The sequence below is a fragment of the Bacillus sp. CHD6a genome, from assembly GCF_001293645.1.
Taxonomy (GTDB): domain Bacteria; phylum Bacillota; class Bacilli; order Bacillales; family Bacillaceae_I; genus Sutcliffiella_A.
In genome coordinates this window covers 76763-97821 of sequence record NZ_LBMD01000007.1, presented here as the reverse complement: position 1 = coordinate 97821, position 21059 = coordinate 76763, and the positions used below count along the sequence as shown (strand labels likewise).

20 protein-coding genes are annotated in these 21059 nt (G+C 39.5%); 17 read left to right on the top strand and 3 right to left on the bottom strand.

Annotated elements, in window-relative coordinates; all coding sequences use genetic code 11:
- The first annotated feature begins 1 nt into the window (after position 1).
- From arsA to AAV98_RS07840, 8 genes are all read left to right on the top strand, one after another.
- On the top strand, positions 2-1744 hold the full coding sequence (arsA, locus tag AAV98_RS07875) for an arsenical pump-driving ATPase (protein WP_060665011.1): 1743 nt from the start codon (positions 2-4) through the stop codon (positions 1742-1744).
- Between the two features lie 13 nt (positions 1745-1757).
- Positions 1758-2198 carry a protein-tyrosine phosphatase family protein gene (locus tag AAV98_RS07870; RefSeq protein WP_060665010.1) on the top strand — a complete coding sequence of 147 codons (441 nt, stop codon included), beginning with the start codon at positions 1758-1760 and terminating at the stop codon, positions 2196-2198.
- A 153-nt stretch (positions 2199-2351) separates the two neighbouring features.
- The gene (locus AAV98_RS20230) at positions 2352-2525 is read left to right on the top strand and encodes a hypothetical protein (RefSeq protein ID WP_060665009.1); all 174 of its coding nucleotides are present in this window, start codon (positions 2352-2354) and stop codon (positions 2523-2525) included.
- A 98-nt stretch (positions 2526-2623) separates the two neighbouring features.
- Positions 2624-3658 carry a zinc-binding dehydrogenase gene (locus AAV98_RS07860; RefSeq protein ID WP_060665008.1) on the top strand — a complete coding sequence of 345 codons (1035 nt, stop codon included), beginning with the start codon at positions 2624-2626 and terminating at the stop codon, positions 3656-3658.
- Positions 3659-3784: 126 nt separating this feature from the next.
- Positions 3785-4231: a MarR family winged helix-turn-helix transcriptional regulator gene (locus tag AAV98_RS07855; protein ID WP_060665007.1), complete on the top strand. Its 447-nt coding sequence runs from the start codon at positions 3785-3787 to the stop codon at positions 4229-4231.
- Between the two features lie 72 nt (positions 4232-4303).
- Positions 4304-5170 (top strand): permease, encoded by an 867-nt coding sequence (locus AAV98_RS07850; protein WP_060665006.1) that lies wholly within the window; start codon positions 4304-4306, stop codon positions 5168-5170.
- Positions 5171-5253: 83 nt separating this feature from the next.
- Entirely contained in the window at positions 5254-5649 is a 396-nt protein-coding gene (locus AAV98_RS07845) for an ArsR/SmtB family transcription factor (protein ID WP_060665005.1), read from the top strand.
- Complete coding sequence (locus tag AAV98_RS07840; protein ID WP_060665004.1) at positions 5639-7759, top strand: heavy metal translocating P-type ATPase; 2121 nt, start codon at positions 5639-5641, stop codon at positions 7757-7759. Before AAV98_RS07845 ends, AAV98_RS07840 begins: the two co-directional genes overlap by 11 nt.
- A 170-nt stretch (positions 7760-7929) precedes the next feature.
- Here AAV98_RS07840 and AAV98_RS07835 read toward each other — a convergent pair whose 3' ends face one another.
- Both AAV98_RS07835 and AAV98_RS20225 read right to left on the bottom strand, forming a co-directional pair.
- Positions 7930-8430, bottom strand: a complete 501-nt coding sequence (locus tag AAV98_RS07835) for an endolytic transglycosylase MltG (RefSeq protein ID WP_060665003.1) — start codon at positions 8428-8430, stop codon at positions 7930-7932.
- Positions 8420-8800 (bottom strand): hypothetical protein, encoded by a 381-nt coding sequence (locus tag AAV98_RS20225; protein ID WP_060665002.1) that lies wholly within the window; start codon positions 8798-8800, stop codon positions 8420-8422. The genes AAV98_RS07835 and AAV98_RS20225 overlap by 11 nt, the downstream gene beginning before the upstream one ends.
- A gap of 237 nt (positions 8801-9037) precedes the next feature.
- Here AAV98_RS20225 and AAV98_RS07825 point away from each other — a divergent pair, with 237 nt between their 5' ends.
- Positions 9038-10777: a glycosyltransferase family 4 protein gene (locus AAV98_RS07825; protein ID WP_060665001.1), complete on the top strand. Its 1740-nt coding sequence runs from the start codon at positions 9038-9040 to the stop codon at positions 10775-10777.
- 14 nt (positions 10778-10791) lie between these two features.
- Positions 10792-11853 carry a sugar phosphate nucleotidyltransferase gene (locus AAV98_RS07820; protein WP_060665000.1) on the top strand — a complete coding sequence of 354 codons (1062 nt, stop codon included), beginning with the start codon at positions 10792-10794 and terminating at the stop codon, positions 11851-11853.
- A 38-nt stretch (positions 11854-11891) separates the two neighbouring features.
- Here the strand turns inward: AAV98_RS07820 and rpmG are convergent, their stop codons facing one another.
- Positions 11892-12041: a 50S ribosomal protein L33 gene (gene rpmG, locus AAV98_RS07815; protein WP_010194590.1), complete on the bottom strand. Its 150-nt coding sequence runs from the start codon at positions 12039-12041 to the stop codon at positions 11892-11894.
- 985 nt (positions 12042-13026) lie between these two features.
- Between rpmG and AAV98_RS07805 the strand changes: the two genes are divergently transcribed.
- From AAV98_RS07805 to AAV98_RS07775, 7 genes are all read left to right on the top strand, one after another.
- Positions 13027-13602, top strand: coding sequence for a 5-formyltetrahydrofolate cyclo-ligase (locus AAV98_RS07805; protein WP_060664998.1), 576 nt, complete (start codon positions 13027-13029; stop codon positions 13600-13602).
- On the top strand, positions 13580-14374 hold the full coding sequence (locus tag AAV98_RS07800) for a DUF92 domain-containing protein (RefSeq protein ID WP_060664997.1): 795 nt from the start codon (positions 13580-13582) through the stop codon (positions 14372-14374). Before AAV98_RS07805 ends, AAV98_RS07800 begins: the two co-directional genes overlap by 23 nt.
- Positions 14375-14461: 87 nt before the next feature.
- The gene (locus AAV98_RS07795) at positions 14462-15406 is read left to right on the top strand and encodes an L-lactate dehydrogenase (protein WP_060664996.1); all 945 of its coding nucleotides are present in this window, start codon (positions 14462-14464) and stop codon (positions 15404-15406) included.
- Positions 15407-15470: 64 nt separating this feature from the next.
- Positions 15471-15650, top strand: a complete 180-nt coding sequence (locus AAV98_RS07790) for a hypothetical protein (protein WP_060664995.1) — start codon at positions 15471-15473, stop codon at positions 15648-15650.
- Positions 15651-15773: 123 nt separating this feature from the next.
- A complete protein-coding gene (locus AAV98_RS07785) occupies positions 15774-17492 on the top strand; it encodes a methyl-accepting chemotaxis protein (protein ID WP_082380824.1) in 1719 nt (572 codons plus the stop codon).
- 98 nt (positions 17493-17590) lie between these two features.
- Positions 17591-19108: a rhomboid family protein gene (locus tag AAV98_RS07780; protein WP_060664994.1), complete on the top strand. Its 1518-nt coding sequence runs from the start codon at positions 17591-17593 to the stop codon at positions 19106-19108.
- Between the two features lie 181 nt (positions 19109-19289).
- The gene (locus tag AAV98_RS07775; protein WP_060665073.1) at positions 19290-20726 is read left to right on the top strand and encodes a spore germination protein; all 1437 of its coding nucleotides are present in this window, start codon (positions 19290-19292) and stop codon (positions 20724-20726) included.
- Positions 20727-21059: the final 333 nt, after the last annotated feature.

Genomic DNA, 21059 nt, shown 5'->3' with positions numbered 1-21059 from the left:
TATGCTCCCAACATTCCAACCGAAAACAATGGTACAAGCACCATACTTATTTTTCACAGGTAAAGGTGGAGTTGGTAAAACGTCCACAGCATGTGCTACATCCATTGCACTTGCCGAAGAAGGAAAGAGGGTGTTGATTGTTAGCACCGATCCCGCCTCCAACCTGCAGGATGTGTTTCAAACGGAAATAACCAATGACATTTCTGAAGTGCCAGGTGTGGAAGGGCTTTTTGCCTGCAACCTTGACCCTGAGGAAGCGGCGAGAGATTATCGGGAAAGTGTAATTGGTCCTTATAAAGGCAAACTCCCGGAATCAGTATTGGCTACGATGGAAGAACAGTTATCAGGAGCATGTACGGTTGAGATTGCAGCCTTTGACCAATTCTCTACGTTATTAACACAAAAAGAGGTAACAGGGCAATATGATGTGATTGTATTTGATACAGCTCCAACAGGTCATACACTTAGGCTGCTTTCTCTGCCTTCTGCGTGGAACAATTTCCTAGAGGAAAGTACACACGGAGCTTCCTGTTTAGGACCCCTTTCCGGGCTAGGGGCTAAAAAGAAACTGTATGAACAAACGGTGCAGGCACTGTCAGATCCCTCCCAAACTCAGTTGCTTTTGGTAACAAGACCTGATGAATCGCCAATTCTGGAAGCTGCGCGTGCCTCTATGGAGTTGCGTGAAATTGGGCTTCATAATCAGCAGCTAATAATAAATGGGTTAATGGAAAAGCCAGTCTTAGACGATGAAGTATCCTTGGCATTTTTTAAAAAGCAACAGAAAGCCTTGGAAATTGCCATGAGTACATTTAATCATATTCCAATGACGTACCTTCCATATATTTCGTATTCATTAACCGGAATCGACTCGTTAAAAGTTTGGTTAAATGGGGAAACGTTACAAACGGAAGAATCTGGTCAGGAAAAGTCTGAGATACTTACTGAACTTGTTGTTTTTAATTCCGTGGCAGAAGATGTTGTTGAAAATAACCTTCGTGTAGTTTTTACGATGGGAAAGGGTGGCGTTGGTAAAACTACACTCGCAGCAAAACTTGCAATGAAGCTTGCAGAAAAAGATGTGAAAGTGCATCTCACAACAACGGATCCTGCTGCGCATTTGGAACATGCGTTAAAAAATAAAACAAGGAAAGAGCATTTCACAATTAGTAAGGTGGACCCTAAAGCAGAAGTAGAATCCTACAAAAAGCATGTGTTGGAACAAGCGGGAGAAGGGCTGAGCGAGGAGCAACTTGCATACCTTGAGGAAGATTTAAACTCACCTTGTACTGAAGAGATAGCGGTATTCCAGAAGTTTGCCAAGATAGTTGGTCAGGCGGATGAAGAAGTAGTCATCATCGATACTGCGCCAACTGGACATACATTGCTATTACTTGACGCAGCTCAATCGTATCAAAAGGAACTGTTACGTTCAGCTGGTGAGGTGTCAAAAGAAGTGAAAAACCTGCTTCCACGCCTTCGTAATGCCGAAGAAACAGCAGTGCTTATCGTTACTTTGCCGGAAGCAACCCCAATACTAGAGGCTGAAAGATTACATGCTGACCTTAAGCGTGCTTCCATAACCCCGCGTTGGTGGGTCATTAATCAAAGTTTTGCTAATACAGATACAACAGATCAAGTTTTATCAGGCAGAGGGAAACAGGAACTACCTTGGATACAAAGAGTAAAGTCCACACACAAAAAATGCGCCATCCTGTCATGGGAAAAAGAGAGTTTGTTGTAAGGAGCGAATCAATATGTCAAATGAAAAAAACTATCAATCATTAATAGAAAATGTCTTTATTGGTGGTGCGGACCAAGCGAAAGAAGCACATACAAACGAAGGCCTGGATGTTATTATAGACTTGCGGGCGGAAACGGATAACGTGGAAGACAATCTTCCTAGAATCCATATGCCAATTGTAGATGATGCATCCAAACAGGATGAATCGGTGAAAGCAGCTATTGAATATGTTATACAAGCTCACCAAGAAGGAAAGAAAGTGTACTTCCATTGCTCCGGAGGGCGTAATAGAACCGGAACGGTTGCCATGGGTACCCTTCTTCACTTGGGGAAAGCTAGTACTGTTGAAGAAGCTGAAAGGCTTGCAACTTCCATCCGTCCTGTTATTAATGTGAAGCCAGAGTTAAAAGAAGTGCTTCAAAACATGTACGACAAAAACGAAGAAAGAATGTAACGAGCATTAGAAAATTAATAAGAAGGCAGGTGACTGGCCTTGAAGGTTTCAAACGAAGCAAGAGATGTACTCACTGATATTTTACGTGAAAACGGGGTAAGCAACATACGTGTTTACTTTGCAGGCTGGGGCTGAGGAAGCCCACAAATAGGATTGTCTCTGGATGAGGCAAAAGCAGATGATAAAGTAGAAACAGTAAATTCAATAAAAGTGGCAATTGATCCGAGAATTGAAAACATGACAACAGACCTTGTCTTGGATGTTCAAGAAACACCGCAAGGAAAAGGACTAGTTCTCTTAGGATTGAAGGATAGTGATTGTTGTTAGAGAGAGAAAGAGTAAGTGTAGGAATACGCTTACTTTTTTTTATTATGAAGATAATGTTACTATTATGGTGATAGAAAAAAAGTGAAGGTGTTGGTATTATGAAAGCCGTTCAAGTAACCGGATATGGGAATGTAGATATGTTGGAAATAGTAGACATACCTATACCTAATCCAAAACAAAATGAAGTACTTGTAAAGGTGAAAGCCTGTGCGATAAATAATACGGAAATTTGGATGAGAGAAGGAGCATACGGGACTGGTTCTAAGTCCGGATGGAGGCCAGAAGGAGTAAATTTTCCACGTACACCTGGATCCGATATATCAGGTACGATAGTCAATGTAGGGGCGTTGGTGGAAGAATCTATGATTGGAAAAGATGTCGTTTTATTCCCGTTTACCTCTAGTGGAAAAGAAGGGGAGGAGCATATCTCCGAAGACATGTCTTTTATAGGATCAGAATATGATGGTGGATATGCAGAATACGTCGTGTGGCCTGCTGACCTTTGTTTGGATATGCCTCTTCCTAGTTATGAGGAAAGCGCTGTATTTTCAGTAAGCGGATTAACTGCATGGCATATGGTAAATCAGATTCAAATCCGACCTTGCGAGAGTGTGATGGTAACAGGAGCGAACGGAGGGGTAGGATCGTTAAATGTGCAAATTGCCTCAAAAGTTTTCGGCGCGAAGGTCATTGCAATCGTAGGGGATCTCAATGACGAGGAAAAAATGAAAGAATTAGGTGCGACTCATGTATTATCCTATAAATCAGAAAACCTTTCTAAAGAAATTCTAAATGTGAATGGAGGGCCGATAGACTCGGTGTTAGATGTAGTAGGGGATGCTTTATTTTCTACATGCCTTCAAGTGTTAAAGAAGGGGGGGAAGTTTTGCATATCAGGATCTGCTGGGGGTCAGAAGACAGAACTAGACTTTAGAACCGTCTATCTTAAACATATTACGTTGTATGGATCAGTGTTGGGTACTAGAGAAGAATTTAAAGATATGCTTCAGTCAATAGCTGAAGGTAAAATAAAGCCTGTCATTGATAAAACTTTTCCGTTAGACAAAGCTAAAGAAGCCCAAGTTTATTTTAAGCAAAAAGGAAAGTTAGGGAAGATTTTGTTACTGCCTTAAGAATATTAAAACCTTTCTAGCGCTAATTTAAGCGGTTAGCACTAGAAAGGAAAATGTAAAAATATGAAATGTTTATTAGTTGCAAAGTGCAAGTAAATAACTATAATAAAAGTAAGAGGTGAAAAAATGGAAGATATAAGGGCAGTTCTTCAAATTACAATGAGAAGGTTTGGGATGTTGAATAAAAATTGTTGTACGGTAGAAAAAGCTGATATTTCTCAGGTGCAAAGTCATATTCTTTACGAACTAGCAAGATCACAGGGACCCTCCATGCAACAGGTAGCGGAAACAATCGGCATGGATATCACCACATTTAGCAGGCAAATTCAAACACTGGTGAAACTGGAATTGGTGAAAAAAAGACAGTCTACTGAAGACAAAAGAATGTATCACTTATACCTAACCGAGAAAGGCAAGGAAATGGAAGATGGAATCAATAAACAAATGCATCATTATTTAGCGAATGTCTTTTCTAATTTAAGCGAAAAAGAGAGCACTGATGTTGTAGAATCTTTAAAAATATTGAATGCGGCGATGAGCAAAAGTAACATGTGCTGTAAGCCGTTTTATTAAGCAAGTTGTGATACTTGCTTTTTCAAAAAGTTAATACTTGCAAAATGCAAATAAAATAAAGGAGGGTTTTTTATGTGGAAAGAAGTAATTACAAGTTTTTTATACATTGCATTGGAATTAACGGTCCTGTTTGTTCTCATTACGTTTTTGGTTTCGATTATCCAATCTTTTGTACCATTTCAAAAAAAGGAGAAGTGGCTAAATCAAGGTAATCTTCTCCTAAGTTCTCTATTCGCTGTCTTGTTCGCTTTTATTACTCCATTTTGTTCTTGTTCCACCATACCAATGGTGGTCTCATTATTAAGAAGAAAAATACCTTTTGGGATTGTGATGGTATTCCTTTTTGCATCACCTGTTCTGGATCCGACCATCCTGACTATTATGACAGCATTACTAGGGTGGAAGGTAGCTCTAATTTATACTCTAACCACATCGACTCTTTCTATTATGATTGGACTACTCTTGGGTAGATTAGGTTTTGAAAAGCAATTAAAAAATGTGTTGTTGAAGAACTATCAACCGAAAACCAAGCGGTTCGACCTCAAACATTCTTGGAAAGAAACACTTACACTAATGAAAACTGTTTATCCATTTTTATTGATTGGCGCAGCCATTGGTGCCTTCATTCATGGCGCTGTACCAACTTCATTGATTACACAATATCTTGGAGGAGAAAATTGGTGGCTTGTACCGATTGCGGCTATATTAGGTATACCTCTATATATCCGACTTTCTACTATGATTCCCATATCCCAGATGATGATAGCAAAAGGAATGGCCTTGGGACCTGTTATGGCTTTGCTCATCAGTTCAGCTGGTGCGAGTCTGCCTGAAGTCGCATTATTAAATAGCATCTTTAAGAAAAAACTGGTGGTAGCGTTTGTCCTCTCTGTCATAAGTATGTCTACGATTTCAGGGTTCTTGTTTTATCTTCTATGATTGTAGCTGATTGTATTGACTATTTTAGCTAAGTTGGCATATACTAATATTCAAATGAATGTTTGAATGTGGAGGGGTTTTTTATGTCAACAAAGTCTAGTTCAGAAGTTTTGACAACACCGCAGTGTCAAGAAGAATGTGCAAATGAAACAAAAGTAAAAAATGTGAAGAAACAAATAGATGAAACGATGACAACTGATGTGGCGAAAATATACCGGGCTTTATCAGATCCAACCAGGTTGAAAATAGCGCAGGCACTCAACTTAGCAGAAGAACTTTGTGTGCATGATGTTGCAACGATTACTCAATCTACCGTCGCAACTGCCTCTCATCATCTCAGACTTTTAAGGGATCTTGGGTTGGCGAAGTTCAGGAAAGAAGGAAAGCTTGTATATTATTCTTTAGATGATAATCATGTTAGACAACTAATCGATATCGCCTTTACCCATCAAAAAGAGGTGAAATCACGTGAAAAATAACAATGACCAAGTATATAGAATTCAAGGATTATCATGTGCAAACTGCGCCAAAAAATTTGAGAACAATGTTAAAAAGATTGAAGGTGTAACGGAGGCAAGAGTAAATTTCGGTGCATCTAAGATTTCAGTAAGTGGAGTTGCAAGTATAAGTGATATAGAAAAAGCTGGAGCGTTTGATAAATTAAAGGTTTCTTCCGAACAAGAGGAACTTCCTGAAGAACCCTCTGTTCCTTTTTATCAAAAGCATGCAAATGTTCTGCTTTCGTTCCTATTTCTTGTGTCTGGCTGGGTGGCATTTTTTCAGCAGGGAGAAGATCATCTTTCTACCACTATTCTTTTCGCTGCATCTATTGTAATAGGCGGATACAGATTATTCTTTACAGGATTAAATAATCTAATCAGGCTTCAATTTGACATGAAGACGTTAATGACTATTGCCATCATCGGTGCTGCAATTATCGGTGAATGGGGAGAGGGTGCTACGGTCGTCATTCTTTTTGCGATAAGTGAAGCTTTAGAATCTTATTCGATGGAAAAGGCAAGAGCTTCGATACGATCGCTTATGAATGTTTCTCCTAAACAGGCCACTATATTAATAGAAGGAACGGAAAAACAGATTTCTGTAAAAGATGTTAAGATTGGCGACCGTATGCTTGTAAAGCCTGGTCAAAAAATTGCGATGGATGGAAAGATTGTGAAAGGTGGGGCATCCATCAGTGAAGCTGCGATTACAGGTGAAAGCATACCTGTATCAAAAAGTGTGAATGATGAAGTGTTTGCAGGTACCTTCAATGAGGATGGTCTTCTAGAGGTGGAAGTTACCAAAAGGGTAGAGGACACCACAATTGCTAAAATCATTCATCTTGTGGAGGAAGCCCAGGCAGAAAGGGCACCTTCCCAGGCATTTGTGGATAAGTTTGCGAAATACTATACACCACTCATCATTATGATTGCTTTCCTTGTAGCAATAGTTCCACCGTTGTTCCTTGCGGCTGACTGGAACACCTGGATTTACCAAGGGCTTGCTGTACTTGTTGTTGGATGTCCATGTGCGCTCGTTATATCTACACCTATTGCGATTGTGACAGCAATTGGGAATGCAGCAAAAAATGGAGTCTTAATCAAGGGTGGGGTCTTCCTTGAAGAAGTAGGGAGAATCAAAGCAATAGCCTTTGATAAAACGGGGACGCTTACTCGCGGGGCACCAGAAGTGACAGATGTTCAGGCCTTCCATATAACAGAAGAAGAGCTTCTAAGAATCATTGCAACTCTAGAAAGTGGTTCGACTCACCCGTTAGCTTCAGCAATCCTCCAGAAAGCAAACCAGATGGGTGTAGCTCAGACCGATTATGCCATGGAGCATTTTGAATCAGTAGCAGGGAAAGGGATAAAGGCTTCTATTGAAGGTATTACTTATCAAGCGGGAAGTCCTAACTGGTTCTTATCTGAAGAGCACTCTGAAATGAATAGGTTAACTGAAAGTATCCATAAGCTACAAAATGCAGGAAAGACAGTGATTATCGTCGGATCTTCTGACAAAATATTTGGAGTTCTTGGGATCCGTGATGAGATTAGAGAAAGTAGTGTCTCCAGTGTAAAAGAATTGAAGGAATTGGGTATTTCGGATTTATACATGTTGACGGGTGATAACGATAGGACTGCCGAAGCAATTGGACATGAGGTGGAAATAGACCGTGTCAAATCAAGTCTCCTTCCGGAAGATAAGCTTCGTTATATCAAACAATTGCGAGAAGAGCATGGAAGCATGATGATGATAGGGGACGGAATTAACGATGCGCCTGCCCTTGCTGCTTCCTCGGTAGGAGTAGCGATGGGAGGGGCGGGGACCGATACCGCTTTGGAAACGGCAGATGTAGCGTTGATGGGTGATGACCTCCGTAAGCTTCCTTTCACCATCAGATTGAGCCGAAAAACATTGACCATAATTAAGCAGAACATTTCGTTTTCATTAGGATTGAAGGTTTTAGCGTTATTGTTGGTAATACCAGGATGGCTCACTTTATGGATTGCAATCTTTGCCGATATGGGAGCAACACTGCTTGTGACGTTAAATAGCTTGCGGCTATTGAAGGTAAAAGATAAAGGGTAATGAAGAGATTAGGATATCGTAGCAGTTTTCCTTCCCGTTGGAAAGTCGGGGCAGGGAGGACTGGGGAGCGGTCCTATCGTTATCCTGCCGGAAGTTGAAAGTAAGATTACCTTAGTTTCATACAAAAAAGCACCTCCAATGTCTGCGAGGTGCTTTTTCATGTTTTATAGCTATTTTATTAAAACGTCTGCAGCTTCTTCATAACTCATGCCTTTTTTCATCGTGAACGTTCCAGAACGTACCTTGGTAGCAATGTTATTGTCTTCCAAGTATTCGTCAAACTTCTTGTCATCCTCGATGATTCCTTCGCGTGCTAATAACGCAGTAATCTCGTAAGTTGCCATGCCGTCTGGTATCACAATTTCAAAAGGTTTATTCTCTTCTTCTTTTGGTTCTTCTTTTTCTTCTTCTGTTGCCACTTCGTTGCTGTTACTCTCTTCTTTCTCTGCTTCTTTTTGTTCTGGTTTTGATTCCTCAACCGGTTCTACTACAGGCAATAACTCGTCATACTCTTCTTTTGATAACACGTGTAGGTCATTTTCTGCAGCATATGCCTGAATACTTTCTTCATTTAATGTGGTTGCCCCTGCACTGACAATAGAATAAGCAACTCCCATTACTCCAGTTGCGAAAAGGATGCCAATTGCGAATGCTCTAAGATTAGTTCTCATTGGCTACGTTTCCTTTTAGGTTAGCAGATTGAAGGATCTGTTCTACTTTTTCCATGGAAGTGGAAGTGAATTGAGAGATTTGAGAAGGGGTGTATCCTTTTTGATAAAGAGATATAGCAACATCTTCTTCACTTACATTTTGGTGGCTTGCTTGTCTTTTTGTTTTTACCTTATGTATAGGAGTAGTTCCACCCAATAGTTCTTCTTCTAATACTTTCATTTTTCTTTCCAACTTGTATTTGTCCTGTACAACATCAAAGGATAACTGCTCCATTTCCTTTTCTAAATCAGCAAATTTGTCATCCACAAAGAAGGAAATTACAATCACAGCGACTGCAATAATGATTAAACTTATACTTGCAATTAACATTTTTTCACCTCAGATAAAAGTTTCTCTCTTTTTTATATCATAGGAGTAGAGATGGAAAAATAGTCTTTCGACAAATTCCTCAGAAACATATGACGGTTTTGTGAACGTTTTTTGTCAACGGACATAAAAAATTTACGTTATAACACAAAAGACGACAAAAACCGGCTGTTGTGGAAAAGAAAATTCACGTGATAAGATGATAGAAAAGATAGATTCGTGGGGGAAGAGGTTTGGACCATGAGCAACATTGGATCGGATAAGGAATTTATTAAGTTGATGTTGAATGATGATGGAGAACCAAAAGTTGAATGGATAGTATATCAATGGAGAAAGGATTTTGTTAAAGCTTATCAGCCATTAAGGGAGGAAGAGTTGGTTGTTAGGCTAATAGGTTGGAAAGGAAGCTCACAGGTTAGTAGAAACAATGTCTTCATCTTAGATATAATAGCCAAAATGAATGGTGGGAGCATAACTCTTCCGGAGATCACCGGATTCCATTTCTTACGAGCGGAGATTGGTGTAGGAAAAGCGGACAAATTTTTTCCTTTTTTTCAAAGCGATAAGTTGAAAATGAATCGCAGCATGAAAGAGCCTTTAGAAAACCAAGCTTTGTGGAAACCAATAAATATGATTGATAAAAGAAAATGGCAGCAGTTGAATGCTGCATATACTTTTTATGAAAAACCCTCATTTGAACTTCAAAAAGCACGTCAGTTAAATTCTGGAACATTTCAGGAAACTGTTACTTCTGATGTATTCTATTCTGTTCACTCATCACATAATCATTTGTTACAAGAAGAAATAAAAAATACCTATCATATTGTCATGTTATCCTGGGAGTTTCCCCCTGCAATGTTAGGAGGACTTGGTCAGCATGTATGGCAATTGTCCAGACAGTTGGTAAAAGCAGGACATCATGTGTCGCTTGTGACCCCACATTGCCTAGGAGCACCTGATGCGGAGACAGTGGAGGGGATAAAAGTCTACAGGGCTAAAGAAGTCGAGTGTACTTATGATGATTTTCATCTTTTTGTCGCGCAAACCAATATGAATTTGGTGGAACAGGTACGGAACGTAGATAGTCGAAATGAAATTACTATCATTCACGCCCACGATTGGCTTGTGGGATTTGCTGCAAGGGCACTGAAAGAAAATATGAGACGTCCAATCGTGTCAACCATACATGCACTTGAAGAAGGTAGAAGCAATATGGCTACCAAAATGCAGCTGCAAACTGCAAAATGGGAAGAGTTATTGATTCAACATTCCGATGTATTGATTGTTTGTAGCCCATATATGAAGAACAAAGTGGAGAAAAACATTAACGGGAAAAAGAAAACTTATGTGATCCCTAATGGTGTTGCCATTTCCCACGAGCGAAGTGAAAGCGTACTGGAATTTATAAAACGAAGATCGTTTTCACACCTAATCCTTTTTTTGGGTAGAATGGTCCCCGAAAAAGGAATAAAGACAATAATAGATGCTGCAAAAAAAATAAATGAAACTTCTCTTGAATGTCTTTTTATACTAGCTGGTAAAGGGCCATACCTGTCAGATTTTAAAGCATTAGTTAAACAGGCTGGGCTGGAGAAACACGTTCTGTTTATTGGTCATGTAAATGAAATTGAAAAAGCTACCTTACTAGAGCGATGTGACATGCTGGTTGTACCAAGCGTATATGAGCCATTTGGGATAGTGGCCATAGAAGGAATGGCAGCTGGTAAACCTGTTATAGGGGCTAAGACTGGAGGACTTTCTTCTATCATTAAAGATGGAGAAAACGGTCTGATGTTTGAGCCTGGAAATGCCATAGATCTTTGTGAAAAGATATATTCTTTAATCGATAACCCAACGCTATGTTCACAACTCGGAGAAAAAGCATTAAATGAAGTGAACCAAAAATACAACTGGGAAGATGTAAGAGATCAGACAGAGGCGGTTTATGAGACAACAGTTACTACTTCTTCCGTCCAGTAGGAGGGATAAAGCATATGAAAGCAGTCATATTGGCTGGGGGAAAAGGTACCCGGCTGTTGCCGTTAACACAAAAACTCCCAAAACCATTGGTGCCACTGCTAAATAAACCTGTCATGGAATACAGCATTGAACTCTTAAAAGAGCATGGAATCACAGAAATCATCATCACTCTTCAGTACTTAAGCGATAAAATCAGAAGCTACTTTGGAGATGGATCCCAATGGGGCGTACAAATAACCTATCTCCAAGAAACACTTCCCTTAGGCACTGCGGGGAGCGTGAAAAATGCTGAGCATCTTCTTGATGAACCTTTTCTAGTAATTAGCGGAGATGCGTTAACGGATTTCAACTTGATGGCAGGGGTGCGCTATCATGTCCAAAAACATTCGTTATTTACTATTTTTACAAAGGAAGTCAAAAAGCCGAATAAGTTTGGAGTTGTTGATACGGATGAAGAAGGACATATTAGAAGATTTGTAGAAAAACCACTTAAAGACGAGGAGTTCAGTAAAATTGTAAATACAGGTATTTATGTAGTAGATCCATTTGTATTATGTATGATGGAAAAGAGAAAAGCGTATGATTTCAGCAAGGACATTTTCCCAAGGCTTATTAAAAACGGCATGAGCCTATATGGGTACCATGCATATGGATATTGGAAAGATATTGGCAGCCATGAGGATTACCGGCAGGCACAATATGATATGCTTGATAAAAAAGTACGAGTCAATATCGCTGCTGAAGAGGTACTGCCAAACTTATGGGTAGGTTCAAATGTGAAAATGGAAGACAATGTGACCATTAATCGGCCGGCATATATCGGAAACGACTCTTATTTGGGAGACCATGTGGTTATTGGCAAATATACCATTATCGGTAAAAGCTCCAAAATAACAAAGGATTGTGAGTTAAGCAGGAGTATTGTTTGGGATGATGTAACCATTGAACAAACCTCTCCTTCATCCTTGAGGAATGTAACGATTGCTCCAAGGTATCAGATTAGCGAAGGGTATAAGACGAATACGTCAGTGAAAGTTAAAAATAAAAAGAATATTAGCCCTGTAGAAGCTGGATAATGGGCAAAAAAAATAAGCAGACAGGAAAATCCTGCTGCTTATTTTGTTTCACGGTGTACAGTTACTTTTTTCAATCTTGGGCTGTATTTTTTAAGCTCAAGACGATCTGGGTTGTTACGTTTATTTTTAGTAGTGATATAGTTACGATCACCAGTTTCAGTACAAGCTAAAGTTACGTTTACGCGCATCGTTATCCCTCCAAACATATAGTGCATTCAATTCAGACCTTACTATAATATCATTATTTTTTTTATAATGCCAGTTTTTTTTCGGGATGGGGAAAATAAAGTTCGGAGGAGTAATAATAACTCCCTGTTTCCTTCCGTTATGGGAGTTCGCTTTCCGCGGGGCGTGTGCTTGAGCCTCCTCGCTGCGCTGTGGGGTCTCAAGCTACCGCTACCTCCCGCTGGAGTCTCACTCCCTTCACTTCAGTCAACAGGGGAGAGTTGTTTAGACAAAATAGATTGCTTTAACTCCCTGTTTCCTTCCGTTATGGGAGTTCGCTTTCCGCGGGGCGTGTGCTTGAGCCTCCTCGCTGCGCTGGAAGCCACTGAAAAACTGATAACATAAAGTTTTTTATGATTCCTAGCTGGTGATTGTAGCAAAAGGCGAAGACTCCTGAGGGAGCAAGCGCTAGGTGGAGGCCCCGCAGGCGTAGCGAAGCCACTGAAAAACTGTTAACGTAAATTTTTTTTGTGATTCCTAGCTGGTGATTGAAGCAAAAGGCGAAGACTCCTGAGGGAGCAAGCGCTAGGTGGAGACCCCGCAGGCGTAGCCGAGGAGGCTCCAGCAGTGCCCCTAGGAAAGCGAAGCCATTTGCGGAAATCAACAGCGGTGTTTAGTGAAATTTCAAAATCAATGTCTTTTTCAGTGGCTTCAGGCGTAGCCGAGGAGGCTCCAGCAGTGCCCCTAGGAAAGCGAAGTCATTTGCGGAAATCAACAGCGATGTTTAGTGGAATTTCAAAATCAAGCTCTTTTTCAGTGGCTTCCTTCGCTGTGGGGTCTCAAGCTACCGCTACCTCCCGCTGGAGTCCCACCCCCTTCACTTCAGTCAACAGGGGAGAGTTGCTTAGACAAAATAGATTGCTTTAACAGCCTGTTTCCTTCCGTTATGGGTGTAGCTTTGAAAAAAGTTTGGTATGGTAGGAGTATGAATGTCTTAGGAGGCAAGGTATGAAAGAGAAAAGTATGTTAAGGGAAGAGATGAAAAAAATGCTAGGGTGCATGGATCATTCAAGCCATGCAGCAAAAAGCAAAGCAATTCACGATAAGCTGTTTGCTTCAAAAGAATGGCAGGATGCACAAACAGTTGCTGTGACCATTTCTCGTTATCCTGAAGTGGACACAGAAGCCATTATCATGCACGCGTGGGAAGAAGGAAAGAAAGTGGCCGTACCGAAGTGCTTTCCAAAGAATAAAAGCATGCAGTTTTATTTCCTAGAAAACTTCAACCAACTCGAAACCGTCTACTTTGGATTAAAAGAGCCCATCGTCACAGAAGTAGAAATATGCAAAAAATATATGCTTGAAATCATTCTAGTACCTGGTCTGGCTTTTGATGAGGAAGGATATAGGGTAGGATTCGGCGGTGGATATTATGATCGTTACCTGGCCGATTACATTGGCTCTAAAGTATCATTGTCATTTACTGAACAACTGGTTAAGAAAGTTCCAATCGACGATTATGATATACCCGTACATAAAATTGTGACAAATGAGGTCGTGTATGACTGCATTATTAGAAAATGAGCTTCTATTAATAATAGGTATTATAGCGTTAGCATTGGGGGGATATAAGCTAAAGGCATTAGCTGCTTCTGGAGCGGTTGGAACCTTCCTAGTAGGGATTTTTATAGCATTAGGATTTAAAGGATATGGTCTCCTTTTGATTGGATTATTCTTTGTTACCTCAAGCTTTTGGAGTAAATATAATCGTAAGCAGAAGGAAAGTATTACAGATATACACGAAAAAGGTTCGCAACGTGATATTATTCAAGTTATTGCAAATGGTGGAGTACCTGCGCTAGTAGGGGTGTTGGCTTATCTTTTTCCTGCTGATTATTGGATTTACGGCTTTGTTGCTGGCATTGCTGTCGCGAACTCAGATACTTGGGCATCTGAAATAGGTTCCCTAAGCAAGAAGCGGCCGTTCTCAATCAAACAGATGAAAACAGTGGACCCAGGAACGTCCGGGGCAATCTCTTTACTGGGAACATTTGCGTCAGTTGCAGGTTCTGCTTTAATAAGTGTAGTTTCCTACTTTTTATGGAGTGAAATAACTATTACTATAGCCTTTCTGCTTACCGCAATGGGAGTGATGGGTTGCTTTATTGATACATTCTTAGGTGCAACTGTGCAATCCGCCTACAAATGTAATGTGTGTGGAAAACTTGTGGAAAAAAAAGAACACTGTCATCAGGCTACACAATTAGTAAAAGGCAATACGTGGGTGAACAACGACGTCGTCAACATCTCGTCCATTTTGATTTCGAGTGTCATCACTATTCTGATATTAATGTAACGAAATAGTAATATTTTGCTCAGTATTTCACAATCTTTTTTGGTATAATAAAGTTGTAACGTAACCTAGGTGAAAAGAGGAGATACCATGAGAAACGGAATTAGTCGTGTTGCTTTGATAGGAACAGGATTTGTCGGTTCAAGTTATGCATTTGCCTTATTGAATCAAGGTGTGACAGAAGAGCTCGTGTTGATTGATCTGAACAAGGAGAAGTCAGAAGGCGATGCAATGGACTTAAATCATGGAATAGCATTTGCGCCAACACCAACGAAAATTTGGTATGGTGACTATAAGGATTGTCAGGATGCTGACATTGTAGTGATATGTGCCGGTGCCAATCAGAAACCAGGTGAAACGAGATTAGATCTTGTCGAAAAGAATACGAAAATATTTAAAAGTATTGTGGAGGCAGTAATGGGAAATGGATTTGATGGCATCTTCCTCGTTGCAACTAATCCAGTTGATATCTTAACTTACGCTACTTGGAAGTTTTCAGGCCTGCCTAAAGAGAGGGTAATTGGTTCTGGAACCATTCTGGATACGGCTAGATTCCGTTATGTTCTCGGTGATTATTTTCAAGTAGATGCCCGCAATGTACATGCTTGTATCATTGGGGAACATGGAGATACGGAACTGCCTGTATGGAGTAAAGCTGATATTGGTGGAAAACCAATTTTAGAGCTAATGGCAAAACAGGAAAAGTACAAAGAAAATGATCTAAATGAATTGTTTGTCAGTGTAAGAGATGCAGCCTACCAAATTATAGAGAAAAAAGGTGCAACCTATTATGGGATTGCCATGGGTCTTGTCAGGTTGACAAAGGCAATCCTTCAAAATGAAAACTCCATATTGACCGTTTCGGCTTATTTGGATGGAGAATATCAAAGTGAAGACATTTACATTGGAGTTCCTGCTATCGTCAATAGAAACGGAATTAGAGAAATTCTTGAACTTGACTTAACTGAAAAAGAGACGGAGCAGTTTCAACACTCTGTTCAAGTGCTTTCAGAAATAAAAGATAAAGTATTCTAAAACATGCCTATTCTTGGGCATGTTTTTTTAACTTTTAAGCAAAATATAGATAGGAGGGATGACAATGGGATTCTTACTGAGAATTTTTCTTATAGGCGTTGGTACATATGCCATTTACCAAAGTCGATATAAAATCCTGAATTATATTTTGGGAATTGCTAGCATCAGGAGATTTGTTGTGGCATTTGGAATGGACATACCGTTTGTACGCGACCGCTTTTTACAATCCGTATTTAGGGGATAAACTGCCAGTAGTTGCTGGTGGTTTTTTTTTGTTATTAAAATTACATAAAATTAACATTACATTAATATTCTTCCTTTATAATTCGTTCTGTTAGACGAATAGGAGTTACAGGGGGATCACTGGATGAAACAACTAGTAAAACAGAAAAAGAGAATGGACGAAAAAATACAACATTCCATCAGTAAAATAAATCTAGGATCTAGACTATTTCTACTCTTTATATCATTGATGTTGGCGTCTATTTCGGCAGTCGGGTTAGTTTCTTATATCAAATCAAAAGAAATGACCGTTAACAGTATAGAAAACCGTCTTGTTAGAGAAGTCGAGCTTATGGGTTATATTGCAGAAAACTTAAAGTTTACATACATAAGTGATGAAGCGTATTTTATGCAGCAATTAGAGGTAAACATACGCTCACAAAGGGATACCTTGAAAGAGGATGGGATCTTTTCGGATTTTTTTTACATAACCAATAACAAAACACAGCCATTCAAGGTAAGTGAAGGTAACCTTCCTAATATCACAGATTCCATGATCGAAGTAATGGTAAACAGAAAGACCGGCATTTTGAAAGAGAGTATTAATGGAATGGAATATACTATTTCCTTTAGGGAGATGAAGGAGTTGGATGGGATTTATGGTTTAATCATTCCAACTAATTCCTATTTAAGTCCTGTCCATGATATTGGCTTTTTCACACTTATGGTCATCATTGGTAGTATCGTGCTTTTTACTTGCATTACTTTAATTTTCGTTCGAACCTTAACAAAGCCCTTATCTGTTCTTACGGAAGCAATGAGAGAGGGAAGAGAAGGGAATCTTCGGCCTGCAAAAAACATAAAGACATCTATTCCTGAAATTGTGTCATTAAACAGAAGCTATAATTCCATGATTCATAATATGACACAAGTATTAAAAGAGATTAAACAAACGACGAAAGAGTTAGAAGAGACGGGTAATCACCTCGGGATTTCATCAGAAGATTCCATGGTGTCCACACACCAATTAATACGTTCCATCAATTTGGTAAAAGAAGGGGCAATGCAAACTTCTTCTAGTTCTGAAACCAGCGTTCAGTCAATTAAAGAAATGAAACGCATTATGGACGAAATGCAAAAAAATATGACACATGTTTTTTCTAGTTCCAATCGAATGGAGGGCTCTGCTGAAATAGGGAAAAAACACATGAAGAAACTTATCACAACTATTCTTAAATTTGAACAGGATTTTGAGGATTTGTCCAACGCTGTGAAACATGTAAAAGACTACTCCGTCTCGATTACAGGATTAGTTGGGTTGATTAAAGGGATGGCTGAGCAAACAAAGCTATTAGCACTAAATGCAACCATTGAAGCTGCCCGAGCAGGCGATGCAGGGAAAGGATTTGCTGTTGTTGCTAACGAAGTAAGAAATCTAGCAGAACAATCAACTTCTGCCGCCGAGGAAATTACAAATTCCATCGACCAAATGGAAAATGTAACAGCAAAAGCTGTAAATGAATTTGAAAACATGCATATGAAAATTAAAGATAACTTACATATAGCAAACCTTTCAAAAATTACATTTGATGAACTCATGTCTGAAATGGAAGAAGTGAGCGAGAATTTAACTATCATTAACGGGGACTTGAAGGGGTGGAAAGAGTTTTTACCAAATTTAGAATTTGCAGCTGACAGTTTGCTTTCTGTCTCGCAAGAAACCTCAGCGAGTTCAGAGGAAATGCTAACAGCGAGTGAAAATCAGGTAGAACAGATGGAGTACACAAATGAAATAGGAAAGAAATTGAATGACCTGTCAAAATCACTTTCTGTTATAGCTGCGAGATTTGAAATTAATAATTAACCTGCTTGAGCACAGTTTATAGAAAAGACATTTGTATCGTTATATTTTTACTTTTCTCCTTGGACCATTTAAAATAAAGGGAACGAGGAGGTGCGCAATTGAAACAAGATATCTTATTTTGGCAGATCATTCAACAATTTGTTGTAATAAAGGAATACCGGATTTTACATATCTCTCCAGATCAAAATGAACTATGGTTAGAAAACCTTACCCATAAAAAAGCACCAATCATTAGAATCTATCGACATGATCTAGATTGGAGCACGTGGCTTCAACGAGATATTGAAAATGCATCCAGGCACGTTGTTAATTTTAAGCAGCAATTGCGGAAGCGGCACCTAAACGCATTCAATATATATGTATCTTCATACCCTCCAGTGGATGACTGGGAGTTCAGGGTGGAAGCACCTTTTGTAAGTGAAAAAACAGAACTTCATTCTATCGTGTTGCATGAAGGCAATACACAAAAAGCATTAAATAGGATTTCTCAGGTAACTGGGGATGAGATAACCATTAAGGAGCAGGATGGACTAGATGATCACGGACTATATCAACTCAAGCAACGTGTTCTAAACGCATCCTCATTAAGAGATAAAAAAGAAAGGTCCTTATTTCAACATGGAAAACCCCTTTTCACCTACTTTTTTATCTTTTTACACTTAGTAATGTTCTATTTACTTGAGACAAATGGAGGAAGCCAGGATTCTGAGACGTTGATTAAATACGGTGCAAAATATAACCCAGCCATTTTGGAAGGGGAGTGGTGGCGTTTCTTTACCCCTATCGTTCTCCATATTGGATTTCTTCATCTAATTCTTAATACGATGGCTATATTTTACCTAGGCACTGCAGTGGAAAGAATATATGGGAACGTTCGCTTTTTAGCAATTTATTTGTTTGCCGGATTTGCTGGTTCTTTAGCTAGTTTTGTTTTCACCTCATCGTTATCTGCAGGTGCTTCCGGGGCAATTTTTGGTTGCTTTGGTGCGCTTTTGTTTGTTGGGATAACCCATCCTAAGTTATTTTTCCGGACAATGGGTACAAACATTCTTGTATTAATAGGAATAAATCTAGCGATCGGATTCACCATTCCAGGTATTGATAATGCAGGTCATATTGGGGGATTGATTGGTGGCTTCTTAGCATCAGCTATTGTGCATTTACCGAATCACAAAAAATTCATCCAAAGAATGATTGGTTTAGCGGCAGCATCTGTATTAACTTTCTTTTTATTAGAAGAAGGATACAATGCTGAAAACCCAACTGCTCTCATTAAACAGGCGGAAACATTCATTCAACAAGAAGAATATGAAGAAGCATATAATCTGCTTATCGACCTAGAGGGAAGGGAAGAGGAATTCCCTGAGGTCCTTTTCTATCTTTCCTACATAGATATTCAAGAAGGCAAAATAGAGAATGCGAAAAAGCGATTAGAAACCCTTACTACTTTACAACCTAGTTTTCATGAAGCGCATTATAATTTAGCATTAGTCTATTTGGAGCTGGATGAGGCTGAAAAGGCGTCCATATCCATTAACAAAGCCATCGAACTTGATTCTAATGTGGAAGCTTATAATAGCCTTCGCACAGAGATAGATGGATTAAAAGAAGATTAGATGTCTAGAAAGCAGCAGGACTTACCATTCCTTTGAGAGGGAAGGTCCTGCTGTTTTTTTATGCGATCTTGTATTTTTTCATTGAGATTAGCAGAAAATGAAAAGATGATAAGTACTTCATACCTAATACTTGATGAATTAGGAGGAAATCATTTTGACTTGGCATAAACCAACCAAAAAAATGTCGGGGAATTTCGATGAAGATGTTGGATATTTAAAAGAAAGAATGGCAATTGATAAAAGTTTTGACTTAATCTTTCTTGATCTCCATTATGCAGGTAGAAAAATAGGGATGTTCTTAGTGGACGGTTTCGGTAAAGATGAAATTATGTTGTTTTTAATGAAATTTCTATCCGACCTATTGCCGGAAGATCTGGATGAAAAACCTCTGGACAAGTTATTAAAGACGTACATACCTTATGTCGAAATTGGAAAAACAGACGATTTGGAAACAGTTGTAGATCAGGTTCTTGCAGGTCCAACTGTCATCATTGTAGAAGGACTTGAGGAAGCAATCATTATTGATTCGAGAACCTATCCTGTTAGAGGTCCAGAAGAACCTGACATGGAAAGAGTGGTTCGCGGTTCCAGGGATGGTTTCGTCGAGACAATGATATTCAACTGTGCATTAATCCGTAGAAGGATAAGAGACAGTTCACTCAGAATGGAATACTTGCAGGTTGGAAGAAGGTCAAAGACGGATATTAGTATCTGTTATATGGATGAACTGGCAGATCCAGATCTGGTGGAAAAAATTAAAGATTCATTGAAAAACATTGATACAGATGGCCTGCCAATGGCCGAAAAGACGCTAGAAGAGTTCGTAGGAGGAAGACATTGGAATCCCTATCCTACAGTCAGATACACTGAACGGCCAGATACAGCAGCAGCGCATTTATATGAAGGACATGTACTAGTCATAGTAGACGGTTCTCCTAGTGTTATTATAACTCCAGCTACTTTTTGGCATCATCTTCAACATGCTGAAGAGTACAGAAACAAACCAGTTGTTGGGGCGTACTTAAGGCTCGTTAGGTTCCTTGCAGTCTGGGCGTCTATATTTATACTGCCTTTATGGTACTTGCTGGCAACGAATACACAGTTACTTCCTGACCAACTATCGTATATCGGGCCAACTGAAACGGGTGAAGTACCATTAATTGCCCAAATACTAATAATTGAAATCGGGATGGACATGCTCAGAATGGCAGCCATTCATACGCCAACTTCATTAGGTACCGCCCTTGGATTAGTGGCGGCTATTCTCATAGGAGACGTTGCAGTAAAAGTAGGTCTTTTTGTACCAGAAATAATTTTATATCTGGCCATCGCTGCTATTGGAACATTTTCAACACCAAGTTATGAGCTTAGCTTGGCAAATAGATTATTTCGAATTGTGTTGCTTTTATTGACTTACCTGTTTGGAGTGATTGGCTTTATGATCGGGCTTGTCATTCTCATTGTATTCTTGATGATGATGAATTCCTACAATGTCCCTTACCTATGGCCATTTATCCCATTCAACTACAGAGGATTCCGTGATGTTATAATACGGTCACCAATTCCGTTAAAGAATAGAAGACCAACCATCCTACACTCGGAAGATCCGGATAGATAATAAGAATTTTATAAAGAAAAACGGATGGCCCTAAATCCATCCGTTTTTTTATGAAGATTAAGAAAGCATTTAATAGGTTGATTTCCGTTTCAGGCGCTTCGCTTGCCTGAGGGCGGAGCGAGCCTCCTCAGGCTTCGCCTTCCGTGGTCTCACCTGCCCCTTCCTCCCGCGGGCGTCTACGCGCCTTCCACTTCAATTAACAAGGTTACTTCATTCGATTAAGGTTAAGTCAAAACCACGGAATGTTTAAGTTTTAAAATATCATCATTCACTTTTCATTCATGTGATCCCTAGCTGTGAATTGGAGTAAATGGCGAAGACTCCTCGAAAATG

Excerpts from the sequence above, each read along its gene's own strand:
- AAV98_RS07845 (WP_060665005.1), top strand. The coding sequence starts at position 5,254 with ATGTCAACAAAGTCTAGTTCAGAAGTTTTGACAACACCGCAGTGTCAA.
- AAV98_RS07870 (WP_060665010.1), top strand. The coding sequence starts at position 1,758 with ATGTCAAATGAAAAAAACTATCAATCATTAATAGAAAATGTCTTTATT.
- AAV98_RS07860 (WP_060665008.1), top strand. The coding sequence starts at position 2,624 with ATGAAAGCCGTTCAAGTAACCGGATATGGGAATGTAGATATGTTGGAA.
- rpmG (WP_010194590.1), bottom strand. The coding sequence starts at position 12,041 with ATGCGCGTAAACGTAACTTTAGCTTGTACTGAAACTGGTGATCGTAAC.
- AAV98_RS07795 (WP_060664996.1), top strand. The coding sequence starts at position 14,462 with ATGAGAAACGGAATTAGTCGTGTTGCTTTGATAGGAACAGGATTTGTC.
- AAV98_RS07855 (WP_060665007.1), top strand. The coding sequence starts at position 3,785 with ATGGAAGATATAAGGGCAGTTCTTCAAATTACAATGAGAAGGTTTGGG.
- AAV98_RS07835 (WP_060665003.1), bottom strand. The coding sequence starts at position 8,430 with ATGAGAACTAATCTTAGAGCATTCGCAATTGGCATCCTTTTCGCAACT.
- AAV98_RS20225 (WP_060665002.1), bottom strand. The coding sequence starts at position 8,800 with ATGTTAATTGCAAGTATAAGTTTAATCATTATTGCAGTCGCTGTGATT.
- AAV98_RS07820 (WP_060665000.1), top strand. The coding sequence starts at position 10,792 with ATGAAAGCAGTCATATTGGCTGGGGGAAAAGGTACCCGGCTGTTGCCG.
- AAV98_RS07785 (WP_082380824.1), top strand. The coding sequence starts at position 15,774 with ATGAAACAACTAGTAAAACAGAAAAAGAGAATGGACGAAAAAATACAA.
- AAV98_RS07825 (WP_060665001.1), top strand. The coding sequence starts at position 9,038 with ATGAGCAACATTGGATCGGATAAGGAATTTATTAAGTTGATGTTGAAT.
- AAV98_RS07800 (WP_060664997.1), top strand. The coding sequence starts at position 13,580 with ATGACTGCATTATTAGAAAATGAGCTTCTATTAATAATAGGTATTATA.
- AAV98_RS07790 (WP_060664995.1), top strand. The coding sequence starts at position 15,471 with ATGGGATTCTTACTGAGAATTTTTCTTATAGGCGTTGGTACATATGCC.
- AAV98_RS07775 (WP_060665073.1), top strand. The coding sequence starts at position 19,290 with ATGTCGGGGAATTTCGATGAAGATGTTGGATATTTAAAAGAAAGAATG.
- arsA (WP_060665011.1), top strand. The coding sequence starts at position 2 with ATGCTCCCAACATTCCAACCGAAAACAATGGTACAAGCACCATACTTA.
- AAV98_RS07850 (WP_060665006.1), top strand. The coding sequence starts at position 4,304 with ATGTGGAAAGAAGTAATTACAAGTTTTTTATACATTGCATTGGAATTA.
- AAV98_RS07805 (WP_060664998.1), top strand. The coding sequence starts at position 13,027 with ATGAAAGAGAAAAGTATGTTAAGGGAAGAGATGAAAAAAATGCTAGGG.